Below are 12,114 nucleotides of genomic sequence, written 5' to 3'. Positions count from 1 at the left end.
TCAACGCTTGGGCCTACTCCTGGGGCTGCTCGAAGGTGATGACGGTCCAGCCCAGCAGCAGGCGGTCGCCGTCGGAGAGCGGGTGGGCCACTCCGGGCTCGAGCTGGGTCCACTCGGTGGCCTCGGGGCCGGCGACGTGGGTGCCGTTGAGCGAGCCCAGGTCGACCAGCGAGACCTCGCGGCCGCTGCGGGTCAGCGCGGCGTGGGCCGAGGAGAGCACGTTCTGGGTGTCGGCGATCGGGACGGCGCGGGCCGAGCCGCTGGACACCATCTCGTGGTTGTCGGGACGCCGGCCGAGCACCAGGTCCTCGTCGATGGTGACGACCATGCCGTCGTCGAAGCGCAGGATCGGCGTGGCTTCGGCCGACTCGGGCCGCCAGAAGGCCGTCTGCTCGCCCGACTCGGGGCGGGCCGCGGCCGCGGACGCCGAGGCGCCACCCGACCCGAAGCCGGAGTCGGTGCCCGCCGAGAACGACTGCGCCGCCGCCGGGGCCGCGGCCGCGGCGGCGGGTGCCGCCCCGGCCAGGTGCAGCGTGGCGCCGCCGCCGGGCACGGTGCCCTCGACCAGGTCGTAGCTCACACCCGGCGGGGTGCGCGGCGCGGACTGGCCGGGGCCGACGTACAGCGACTGCCCCAGCGAGATGCCGGTGGCGAGGCTGCCCCCGTCGATCGACGAGCCGGAGACCGGGACGCCGTCGACGGCCGGCTGACCCTTGCCCGCCCAGAGCGCGACGCCGGTACCGGCGTCGGTCGTGAGGACGAGGGCGAACGAGGCGCCACCGGAGGCCAGCGAGCTCACCTCGCCGGCCACGGCGGCCAGCACGCGGTCGGCCCCGGGACCCGACACACCCAGGCAGGCGTGCAGGGCCGACACGAGGGCGGGCGAGCCGGGAGCGTCGACCCACAGCAGGCCGCCGCCACGGCGCGCGACGACGGCATCTCCGGGGAGGACTTCACAGCGGTCGGGCATGGCGTCCAGCCTAGTGATGCGCGAGCGTTCTGGCTGGCCGCGGGCCACCGCCACGCCGGGGCGCGACGACGTCACACGAGGTCACTGTGACCGGCGTGGCCCGAGTGCCCGCTGGTTCTCCGTCAGGCGGTGCTGACCACGCCGAGCTCCGCCGGGTCGGCCAGGTGCTCGGAGTGCGGGAGCACCCGCACGGTGTACCCGAAGGCCCCCGTCCGCTCCAGCGGGAGGGTCGCGGTGAACCAGTGCCGCGAGCCGTCGGTGTGCTCGTGGCTCATCGGCACGGTGGTCACCTCGTGCAGCCCGTCGGCGTCGTCGACCCGGCCGTAGGCGGCCTGCACCTCGACGTCGTCGGGCTGCAGCCCGGGGAGCTCCACCTCGGCGCGCAGCGCCAGCGTCGAGCCGATCTCCGGGGTGTCGCCGGCGCCGGTCGCCTCCACGTGGGCCACGCGGACGTCGTTCCAGTTGGCCAGCAGGTGCGCCCGCCACGACGCCTCGGTGCGGGCGGGGGCGTACCCCTCGGCGGCCATCGTCCGGGCCGAGCCCGCGGCCGGCACGTACAGGTCGCGGACGTAGTCGCGCACCATGCGGGTGGCCAGCACGCGGGGGCCGGTCTCCCGCAGCGTGTGCCGCACCATCTCGACCCACCGGGCGGGGATCCCGTCGTGGTCGGTCTCGTAGAACCGCGGCAGCACCTGGGTCTCGAGCAGGTCGTAGATCGCCCGGGCCTCCACCTCGTCGCGACGGTCGGGGTCGGCGACGCCGTCGGCGGTCGGGATCGCCCAGCCGTTCTGGCCGTCGAACCACTCGTCCCACCACCCGTCGCGGATGGAGAGGTTGAGCCCGCCGTTGAGCGCCGCCTTCATGCCCGAGGTCCCGCAGGCCTCGAGCGGGCGCAGCGGGTTGTTCAGCCAGACGTCGCAGCCCCAGTAGAGGTAGCGGGCCATGCCGATGTCGTAGCCGGGCAGGAACGCGATGCGGTGCCGGATCTCCGGGTCGTCGGCGAACGCGACCATCTGCTGGATCAGCTTCTTGCCGCCGTCGTCGGCCGGGTGGCTCTTGCCGGCGATGACCAGCTGCACCGGGCGCTCGGGGTCCAGCAGCAGCGCCTTGAGCCGCTCGGGGTCGCGCAGCATCAGGGTCAGGCGCTTGTAGGAGGGCACCCGGCGGGCGAAGCCGATGGTGAGCACGTCGGGGTCGAAGACGTTGTCGGTCCAGCCGACCTCGGCCTCGGTCGCCCCGCGCGAGAGCGCGGTCTCCCGGACGCGCCGGCGCACCTCCTCGACCAGGCGGGCGCGCAGCATGCGCCGGGTGCCCCACAGCTCGGCGGCCGGGATGCGGTCGACCCCGTCGAAGTGCACCTCGCCGTCGACCTCCACCGGGTCGCCCTGGCTGGAGGTCTGGGTACCCATCTCAACCAGCTCGCGGGCGGTCCAGGTGGGGGCGTGCACCCCGTTGGTGATCGAGCCGATCGGCACGTCGCCCTCGTCGAAGCCGGGCCACAGGTCGTTGAACATGCCGCGGCTGACGTGCCCGTGCAGCTGGCTGACGCCGTTGGCCCGCTGGCCCAGCCGCAGGCCCATGTGCGCCATGTTGAACTTCGCCGGGTCGTCCTCGGCGCCCAGCGGCAGCAGCTGGTCCATCGGCACGCCGAACCCGGTGAAGTAGCGCTCGATGAGCGCCTTGGGAAACCGGTCGATGCCCGCCGGGACCGGTGTGTGGGTGGTGAACACGGTGCCCGCGCGGACGGCCTGCAGCGCCTCGGCGAAGCCCAGGCCGTGCGCCTCGCTGAGCTCGCGGATGCGCTCGACGCCCTGGAAGCCGGCGTGGCCCTCATTGGCGTGGAAGACCTCCGGCTGCGGGGTGCCGGTCAGCGAGCAGTGGGCGCGCACCGCCCGCACCCCGCCGATGCCCAGCAGCATCTCCTGGCGGAGGCGGTGGTCCTCGTCGCCGCCGTAGAGCCGGTCGGTCACCAGCCGCTCGGCGGGCGAGTTCTCCTCGATGTCGCTGTCGAGCAGCAGCAGCGACACCCGGCCCACCTGCGCGCGCCAGACGTGGGCGTGCAGCGTGCGCCCCTCGGGCAACGGCACGGTGATGACCACGGCCGAGCCGTCCGCCTGGCGCAGCAGCTTGATGGGCAGGCCGTGCGGGTCCAGCGACGGGTAGTGCTCGAGCTGCCAGCCGTCGGCCGACAGCCCCTGGCTGAAGTAGCCGGCCCGGTAGAGCAGGCCCACGCCGATCAGCGGGACGCCGAGGTCGGAGGCGGCCTTGAGGTGGTCGCCGGCGAGGATGCCCAGCCCTCCGGAGTACTGCGGCAGCACCTCGGTGATGCCGAACTCGGCGGAGAAGTAGGCGATGCTGCGCGGCGCCTCGTTCCCCAGCGACTGGTACCAGCGCGGCGTGGCGAGGTACTCCTCCAGGTCGTCGACGGCGTCGGTCAGCCGGCGGACGAAGCGCCGGTCCTTGGCGAGGGTGGCCAGCCGCTCGGCCGACACCTCGCCGAGCGCCTTGACCGGGTCGCCGCCGCAGCGGCGCCAGAGGTCGGGGTCCAGCGCCTCGAAGAGGTCGCGGGACTCGGCGTGCCAGGACCAGCGGAGGTTCATCACCAGCTGGGACAGGGGCAGGAGCGGCTCCGGCAGAGCCGCGCGGACGGTGAACCGACGGAGTGCTCGCACCGGGCGAGCCTAGCGAGATCCGGGCCCACCGGCAGGGGCGTCGGGCACCGTCCGGAACGGCACGCCGCAGCCCGGACGGGTGAGGCGCAGGGACCGGAACGGCTGCCGAGATGCTGGTGAGGCGGCAGCTCAGTAGCGTGGTCGGCGATGACTGGCCGCCCTGATCTCCGCCTCGGCATCACCGATGTCGCCCCCGTCGTGTCCTGCGGGTCCTTCTCCGCCCGCGCCGTGATCGGCGAGCACGTCCCGATCACCGCCACCGTCTTCCGCGAGGGCCACGACGCCGTCGCGGCCAACGTCGTCTGGACGCCGCCGGGCGGCGACGAGGCGAGCGGGCCCTTCCTGCGCATGGCGAAGCTGCCCCCCGAACCGGACCGGTGGCTCACCACGGTCGTGCCCGACCGCGAGGGGCGGTGGACCTTCCGCGTCGAGGCGTGGAGCGACCCGCTGGCCACCTGGCGGCACGCCGTCGAGGTGAAGGTCGAGGCCGGCCAGGGCCCGGACGAGCTGGCCAACGACCTCGAGGAGGGCGCCCGGCTGCTCGACCGCGTGGCCGCGGAGGCCGACGACGAGTGGCGGGGCCGCGTCGAGGCCGCGGCCGCCGCGCTGCGGGACACCTCGCAGGAGCTCACCGTCCGGATCGCCCCGGCGCTCGCCGCCGGCCTGCAGCGCTACCTGCACGAGCACCCGGTGCGCGAGCTGGTCACCCGGTCGCCGCGCTACGAGGTGTGGGTGGACCGCGAGGAGGCCCTCTTCGGCTCCTGGTACGAGTTCTTCCCGCGGTCGGAGGGCCCGGTGGTGGCCGGGGTGCCCACCCACGGCACCTTCACCACGGCCGCCGACCGGCTGCCCGCCGTCGCCGACATGGGCTTCGACGTCGTGTACCTGCCGCCGATCCACCCGATCGGCACGGTGAACCGCAAGGGGCCGAACTCCAGCCAGTTCCCCGGCGGCAACCCGCACGAGATCGGTCCGGACGACGTCGGCTCGCCGTGGGCGATCGGCAGCGCCGAGGGCGGGCACGACGCCGTCCACCCGCAGCTGGGCACGATGGACGACTTCACGGCCTTCGTCGCCCGCACCCGCGAGCTGGGCATGGAGGTGGCCCTGGACTTCGCGCTCCAGGCGGCCCCGGACCACCCCTGGGTGGCCGAGCACCCGGAGTGGTTCACCACCAAGCCCGACGGCACGATCGCCTACGCGGAGAACCCGCCGAAGAAGTACCAGGACATCTACCCGGTCAACTTCGACAACGACCCCGAGGGCATCTACGCCGAGTGCCGCCGGGTGCTCCAGGTGTGGATCGACGCCGGCGTGACGATCTTCCGCGTCGACAACCCGCACACCAAGCCGCTGAACTTCTGGCACTGGCTGATCTGGGACGTCAAGCAGAGCCACCCCGACGTGCTCTTCCTCGCCGAGGCGTTCACCCGGCCGGCGATGATGCACCAGCTCGCCCGGCTCGGCTTCACGCAGTCCTACACCTATTTCACCTGGCGGACCGGGCGCGAAGAGCTGGAGGAGTACGGCCGGGAGCTGGCCGCCAACAGCCACTACATGCGGCCGAACTTCTTCGTGAACACCCCGGACATCCTGCACGAGTCGCTGCAGTTCGGCGGCCCGCCGATGTTCAAGATCCGCGCCGTGCTCGCGTCGATGATGAGCCCGACCTGGGGCGTCTACTCCGGCTTCGAGCTGTTCGAGCACGTGGCGGTGAAGCCGGGCAGCGAGGAGTACCTGGACAGCGAGAAGTACCGGTTGCGCCCCCGCGACTGGGCCGGCGCCGAGGCGTCGGGGCGGAGCCTCGCCCCCTACCTGCGGCGGCTCAACGAGGTGCGGCGTGCCCACCCGGCGCTGCAGCAGCTGCGCACGCTGCGGTTCCACCAGGTCGACAACCCGAACCTGCTCTGCTTCTCCAAGACCGACCCGGCGTCCGACGACGCCGTCCTGGTCATCGTGAACCTGTCCAGCCGGGACACGCAGATCGGGACGACGGCGCTGGACCTCCCGGCGCTCGGCCTGGACTGGCACGAGCGCTTCGGCGTCACCGACGAGCTGACCGGTGCCCGCTACGACTGGGGCCAGTTCAACTACGTGGAGCTCGACCCCTACCGGGAGCCGGCGCACGTCTTCTCGCTCAGCTTCCCGCGACCCGTCCAGTTCCCCACACCCGTCTCCTGAAGAGATCGATCTCCGGCTCCGTCCCGGGTCCCGCCCTGAGCCTGCGAAGGGTGGGGAGGACGGGGTCCTTCTCCCGAGAGGGGAACCCGCTCCCGATGACCGTTCCCGTCCCCGACGCACCCGCGAACCGCTCCGCGCTGCCGCCGCCGGGCACCGACCCCGAGTGGTACAAGCGCGCGGTCTTCTACGAGGTGCTCGTCCGCGGCTTCGCCGACAGCAACGCCGACGGCGTCGGTGATCTGCGCGGCATGCGCGACAAGCTGGACTACCTGCAGTGGCTCGGCGTCGACTGCCTCTGGCTGCCGCCGTTCTTCGCCTCCCCGCTGCGGGACGGCGGCTACGACGTCAGCGACTACACCGCGGTGCTGCAGGAGTTCGGCACGATCGAGGACTTCAAGGAGTTCCTCGACGAGGCCCACGCCCGCGGCATGCGCGTGATCATCGACTTCGTCATGAACCACACCTCGGACCAGCACCCCTGGTTCCAGGCCAGCCGCAGCGACCCCGAGGGCCCCTACGGCGACTTCTACGTCTGGGCCGACGACGACAGCGGCTACGCCGACGCCCGCATCATCTTCGTCGACACCGAGAGCTCGAACTGGACCTTCGACCCGGTGCGCAAGCAGTACTTCTGGCACCGGTTCTTCTCCCACCAGCCGGACCTCAACTTCGAGAACCCGAAGGTGCGCGAGGCGATCATCGACGCGCTGCGCTTCTGGCTGGACCTCGGGATCGACGGCTTCCGCCTCGACGCCGTGCCCTACCTCTTCGAGGAGGAGGGCACCAACTGCGAGAACCTGCCGCGCACCCACGAGTTCCTCAAGCAGGTGCGCAAGGTCGTCGACGCCGACTACCCCGACACCGTGCTGCTCTGCGAGGCCAACCAGTGGCCGGCCGACGTCGTCGAGTACTTCGGCGAGGACGGCGACGAGTGCCAGATGGCCTTCCACTTCCCGGTGATGCCGCGCCTGTTCATGGCCGTCCGGCGCGAGCAGCGCTTCCCGATCTCGGAGATCATGGCCCAGACGCCGGACATCCCCGAGAACTGCACCTGGGGCGTCTTCCTCCGCAACCACGACGAGCTGACGCTCGAGATGGTCACCGACGAGGAACGCGACTACATGTGGGCCGAGTACGCCAAGGACCCCCGCATGAAGGCCAACATCGGCATCCGCCGGCGGCTGGCCCCGCTGCTGGACAACGACGTCAACACCCTCGAGCTGTTCAATGCGCTGCTGCTCTCGCTGCCGGGCTCACCGGTCCTGTACTACGGCGACGAGATCGGGATGGGCGACAACATCTGGCTCGGCGACCGCGACGGCGTCCGCACACCGATGCAGTGGACGCCGGACCGCAACGGCGGCTTCTCCACCGCCGACCCGCAGCGCATGAACCTGCCGCTGAACCAGGACCCGGTGTACGGCTACCAGGTCACCAACGTGGAGTCGCAGCTGCGCAACAGCAACTCGCTGCTCCAGTGGGTCCGGCGGATGATCCAGGTCCGCGGGCAGCACCCCACCTTCGGGCTGGGCACCTTCGAGGAGGTCGGCTCCCGCAACCCGACGGTGCTCTCGTTCGTCCGCCGGTTCGGCGACGACATCGTGCTGTGCGTCAACAACCTCTCGCGCTTCCCGCAGCCGGTGGAGCTGGACCTGCGCGAGTTCGAGGGCTACACGCCGATCGAGCTCACCGGGCGGGTGGAATTCCCGCAGATCGGCGTCCTGCCGTACATGCTGACCCTCGCCGGGCACGGCTTCTACTGGTTCGAGCTCGCCAAGCCGATCGAGCCCGCTCCCGACGAGCACGAGGACTGGGCCAACGCGACGTCCAGCGCGGTGGCCGACACCCTGCTGGCCGCGGGCGTGGTCAGCGCCGCCGACGAGCCGTCCGACGAGTCCGGAGATGTCCGATGAGCGCGCTGACCGACCTGTTCCGCGACTGGATCCCGCAGCAGCGGTGGTTCGGCGGCAAGGGCCGCGAGTGGGCCGAGGTCACCGAGGACGGGTTCTTCCTCGACCGGGGGAACCCGGTCCTCTCGGTGCACCGGGTCCGCATCCGGTACACCGACGACGCCGTGGAGACCTACCTGGTACCGCTGTCCTGGCGCGACCACCCGGCCGAGGACCTCGAGCAGGCGCTCGTCGGCGCGGTCGCGAACGAGGGCACCGAGACCTACGCCTACGACGCGATGCGCGACCGGGAGTCCACCGCGCCCTGGCTGATCCACCTGGCCCAGGGCTCGGCCATCGGGCCGATGCGCTTCTCCCCCGCCGGCGAGGGCGACATCCCCGAGGGCCTGCCGGGCGACATCGTCTCCACCGAGCAGAGCAACACCTCGCTGGTCTACGGCCAGGAGGCGATCCTCAAGCTCTTCCGCCGGCTGGAGCCGGGGCTGAACCCCGACGTCGAGATCCACGACGCGCTGCGCCGGGCGGACAACCCGCACATCGCCGCGCTGCTGGGCCACATCGAGATCGACGACCCGCAGGGCGGGGACCCGGCCACGGTCGCGATGCTGCAGACCTTCGTCCCCAATGCCAGCGACGGGTGGCGGCTGGCCACCGCGAGCGTCCGCGACCTCTACGCCGAGGGCGACCTGCACGCCGACGAGGTCGGCGGCGACTTCGCCGCCGACAGCGAGCGGCTGGGCGCTGCGACCGCCTCGGTGCACGCCGACCTGGCGCGGGTCCTGCCCACCGAGGAGGCCGCGGCCGGCTGGCTGGGCACCGTCGCCCAGCAGATGTCGGACCGCCTCGACGCCGCGGTCGAGATCGTGCCGCAGCTGCAGGAGCACGCCGAGGCGCTGCGGCAGGTGTACGCCGCCGTCGCCGGCAGCGAGGAGCCGGTCGTGCGGCAGCGGGTGCACGGCGACCTCCACCTGGGTCAGGTGCTGCGCACGGCCACGGGCTGGATCATCCTCGACTTCGAGGGCGAGCCGGCCCGCGCGCTGGCCGCCCGCCGCGAGCTCGACAGCCCGCTGCGCGACGTCGCCGGGATGCTCCGCAGCTTCGACTACGCCGCCCGGCACCTGCTCGTCGAGCAGCCCGAGGACAGCCAGCGCGAGTACCGCGCCCAGGAGTGGGCGGCCCGCAACCGGGCCGCGTTCTGCGCCGGCTACTCCGAGGCCAGCGGGATGGACCCGTGCGGGGAGTCACCACTCCTTCGGGCGTTCGAGGCCGACAAGGCGGTTTACGAATGCGTCTACGAGGCGAGGAACCGTCCGCACTGGCTGATGATCCCGCTCCAGTCGATCGCCCGGCTCGCCGGTCGCGACTGAGCTCCCGAACCGACGGACCAGAGCACCGAGAACGGACGAAGGACGGCGAGACGATGACGACCGACGACCGAGGCGAGAGCCCCGTGGCCGGCAAGGACGATCTGCAGCGCGCCGTGGAGGAGAAGGTGGCGCAGGCGGAGGCGGCCGCGGGCAGCGAGCCGCCGGTGAACGCCGAGCCGGCCAGGAAGAGCACCAAGCGGGCCGCGGCCAAGAAGGCGGCGCCCGCGAAGAAGACCGCGGCCGCCAAGAAGGCGGCCCCGGCGAAGAAGGCCGCGCCGGCCGAGGCGGCCACCGACACGAAGGCGACGGCGGCGAAGCGGTCGACGGCCAAGAAGGTCGCCGCCGCGCCCACCGCCACCGAGGCCACCCCGGAGCAGGGCGGCGAGGACACCGAGGTCACCGCCAACCCGGTGGTCGCACCGGCACCGATCGCCGAGCCCGGTGACGGCACCGGCGCCCCGGCCGGCCAGCCGGTGGCCCCCGACCCCGACCCGGCGACGCCGCCCACCCCGCAGGCCCCGGACGAGGACCGGGCGGCCTCCGACGGGTCCGCGGAGCCCGCGGCGCCGGTCCTCCCGGCCGACGCCCCGTCCACCGCCGGCACCCCGACCGGGGATGCCCCGACCGCGGACACCCCGACCGCCGGCATCCCGACCGCCGGCACCCCGACCGCCGATGCCCCGACCGGCGACGGCTCCCCCGCGGGCGGCACCACCGCCGGCGCGGCCGGGGACGCCGACGTCGAGGAGTTCGGCGAGGACGACCTCCGGGCGATCGTCGAGGGCTGGTCGCGCGACCCGCACCGCATCCTCGGCGCGCACCGCACCGCCGACGGCTGGGCGGTGCGCACGCTGCGCCCGGACGCCGTCAGCGTCGCCGTCCTCGACGAGGACGGGAGCCGCTACGAGGCGGCGCAGCTGCATGGCGGCGGCGTCTACGAGGCGTCGCTCCCGCGCCAGCCCGGGGACTACCGGATCGAGGTCGTCTACGGCGACGGCCAGGGCGGGACCACGACGCACACGGTCGACGACCCCTTCCGCTGGCTGCCCACCCTCGGGCCGGTCGACGAGCACCTCATCCGCGAAGGACGCCACGAGCGGCTGTGGGAGGTGCTCGGCGCGCACGTCCGGCGCTACGAGACCCCGCGCGGCACCGTCGAGGGTGTCTCCTTCGCCGTCTGGGCGCCCAGCGCCCAGGGCGTCAAGGTCACCGGCGACTTCGACTACTGGGAGGCCCGCGCCTACCCCATGCGGATGCTCGGGTCCTCCGGCGTCTGGGAGATCTTCATCCCGGGTGCGCAGGTCGGCACCCGGTACCGCTACCACGTCCTGGGCGCCGACGGCACCTGGCGGGAGAAGGCCGACCCGCTCGCCTTCGCCACGGAGGTGCCGCCGCTGAACGCCTCCGTCGTCACCGAGTCCACCTACGAGTGGGCCGACGACAGCTGGCTCGAGCAGCGGGCCGAGGCCGGCTGGCACCAGCGGCCGATGAGCGTCTACGAGGTGCACGCCGGCTCCTGGCGCCAGGGGCTGTCCTACCGCGAGATGGCCGACGAACTCGTCGACTACGTCCGCGACGCCGGGTTCACCCACATCGAGTTCATGCCGCTGGCCGAGCACCCGTTCGGCGGCTCCTGGGGCTACCAGGTCACCTCCTACTACGCGCCGACGTCCCGCTACGGCTCCCCGGACGACCTGCGCTACCTGATCGACCGGGCGCACCAGGCCGGCATCGGCGTCATCGTCGACTGGGTGCCCGCCCACTTCCCCAAGGACGAGTGGGCGCTGGCGCGCTTCGACGGCACGCCGCTCTACGAGCACGGTGACCCGCGCCGGGGCGAGCAGCTGGACTGGGGTACCTACGTCTTCGACTTCGGCCGCTCCGAGGTCCGCAACTTCCTGGTCGCCAACGCGCTGTACTGGTGCAAGGAGTTCCACATCGACGGCATCCGCGTGGACGCGGTGGCCTCGATGCTCTACCTGGACTACTCCCGCAGCGAGTGGCTGCCCAACAAGTACGGCGGCCGGGAGAACCTGGAGGCGGTGGCCTTCCTGCAGGAGTTCAACGCCACCGTCTACCGCGAGGTCCCCGGCGTCATGACGATCGCCGAGGAGTCCACCGCCTGGCCGGGGGTCACCCGGCCCACCCACCTGGGCGGCCTGGGCTTCGGGTTCAAGTGGAACATGGGCTGGATGCACGACTCGCTCGCCTACGTCGAGCGCGAGCCGATCTACCGCAGCTACCACCACGGCCAGCTCACGTTCTCGATGCACTACGCGTACAGCGAGAACTACGTCCTGCCGATCAGCCACGACGAGGTCGTGTACGGCAAGGGCTCGATGCTGCGGAAGATGCCCGGGGACCGCTGGCAGCAGCTGGCCAACCTGCGGGCCTACCTGGCCTACATGTGGGCCCACCCGGGCAAGCAGCTGCTGTTCATGGGGTCGGAGTTCGCCCAGGACTCGGAGTGGGCGGAGAGCCGCTCGCTGGACTGGTGGCACCTCGAGGACCCCGCGCACCGCGGCATCCTGCAGCTGGTCACCGACCTCAACGGCCGCTACAAGGAGCTCGACGCCCTCTGGTCGCTGGACGTCGACCCGGCCGGGTTCCAGTGGATCGACGCCAACGACGCCTCGGGCAACGTGCTCTCCTTCCTCCGCTACGGCGCCGCGCCGCAGGGCGCCGGCCCCGCCGCTCCCGTCGAGGACGGGGCCGCCGAGGAGGCCGCGCAGGGCTCGGCGCTGGCCTGCGTCGTCAACTTCTCCGGCGCCCCCCACCACGAGTACCGCATCGGGCTGCCCCGCCCCGGTCAGTGGCGCGAGGTGCTGAACTCCGACGGCGAGGGGTACGGCGGGTCCGGCGTCGGCAACTACGGCGGGATCGAGGCCGAGCCGGAGCCCTGGCACGGCCAGCCGTACTCGGCGACCATCTCCGCACCTCCCCTGGGCACCGTCTGGTTCCTGCACGAGTAGAAGGACCACCCTTCCCCCCACGCCTCGCACGCTCGGCGTGGG

At 72.5% G+C, this 12,114-nt stretch carries 6 protein-coding genes; 4 read left to right on the top strand and 2 right to left on the bottom strand.

The genetic code is table 11. The features are described from left to right. Nucleotides 1-13: 13 nt before the first annotated feature. A complete protein-coding gene (locus tag BMW62_RS16820; protein ID WP_091933198.1) occupies nt 14-970 on the bottom strand; it encodes an FHA domain-containing protein in 957 nt (318 codons plus the stop codon). A gap of 122 nt (nt 971-1,092) precedes the next feature. Then, entirely contained in the window at nt 1,093-3,642 is a 2,550-nt protein-coding gene (gene glgP / locus BMW62_RS16815; protein WP_091933195.1) for an alpha-glucan family phosphorylase, read from the bottom strand. Between the two features lie 147 nt (nt 3,643-3,789). Here glgP and BMW62_RS16810 point away from each other — a divergent pair, with 147 nt between their 5' ends. The 4 genes from BMW62_RS16810 (at nt 3,790) to glgB (ending at nt 12,072) form a co-directional block, all read left to right on the top strand. After that, nucleotides 3,790-5,823, top strand: a complete 2,034-nt coding sequence (locus BMW62_RS16810; RefSeq protein WP_091933192.1) for an alpha-1,4-glucan--maltose-1-phosphate maltosyltransferase — start codon at nt 3,790-3,792, stop codon at nt 5,821-5,823. Between the two features lie 95 nt (nt 5,824-5,918). Continuing rightward, nucleotides 5,919-7,736 (top strand): maltose alpha-D-glucosyltransferase, encoded by a 1,818-nt coding sequence (gene treS, locus BMW62_RS16805; protein WP_091933189.1) that lies wholly within the window; start codon nt 5,919-5,921, stop codon nt 7,734-7,736. Then, a complete protein-coding gene (locus BMW62_RS16800; protein ID WP_091933186.1) occupies nt 7,733-9,100 on the top strand; it encodes a maltokinase N-terminal cap-like domain-containing protein in 1,368 nt (455 codons plus the stop codon). Before treS ends, BMW62_RS16800 begins: the two co-directional genes overlap by 4 nt. A 53-nt stretch (nt 9,101-9,153) precedes the next feature. Continuing rightward, complete coding sequence (glgB, locus tag BMW62_RS16795; protein ID WP_170852438.1) at nt 9,154-12,072, top strand: 1,4-alpha-glucan branching protein GlgB; 2,919 nt, start codon at nt 9,154-9,156, stop codon at nt 12,070-12,072. The last annotated feature ends 42 nt before the right edge of the window (nt 12,073-12,114 follow it).

This window comes from Blastococcus sp. DSM 46786, from assembly GCF_900109665.1.
In the GTDB taxonomy this organism is placed as follows: domain Bacteria; phylum Actinomycetota; class Actinomycetes; order Mycobacteriales; family Geodermatophilaceae; genus Blastococcus; species Blastococcus carthaginiensis.
The sequence above is the reverse complement of the archived record's forward strand: the minus strand, read 5'-3'. Positions and strand labels throughout refer to the sequence as shown.

What these genes read in the sequence shown, in the direction of transcription:
- BMW62_RS16820 (WP_091933198.1), bottom strand. Translation starts at nt 970, where the DNA reads ATGCCCGACCGCTGTGAAGTCCTCCCCGGAGATGCCGTCGTCGCGCGC.
- BMW62_RS16810 (WP_091933192.1), top strand. Translation starts at nt 3,790, where the DNA reads ATGACTGGCCGCCCTGATCTCCGCCTCGGCATCACCGATGTCGCCCCC.
- treS (WP_091933189.1), top strand. Translation starts at nt 5,919, where the DNA reads ATGACCGTTCCCGTCCCCGACGCACCCGCGAACCGCTCCGCGCTGCCG.
- BMW62_RS16800 (WP_091933186.1), top strand. Translation starts at nt 7,733, where the DNA reads ATGAGCGCGCTGACCGACCTGTTCCGCGACTGGATCCCGCAGCAGCGG.
- glgB (WP_170852438.1), top strand. Translation starts at nt 9,154, where the DNA reads ATGACGACCGACGACCGAGGCGAGAGCCCCGTGGCCGGCAAGGACGAT.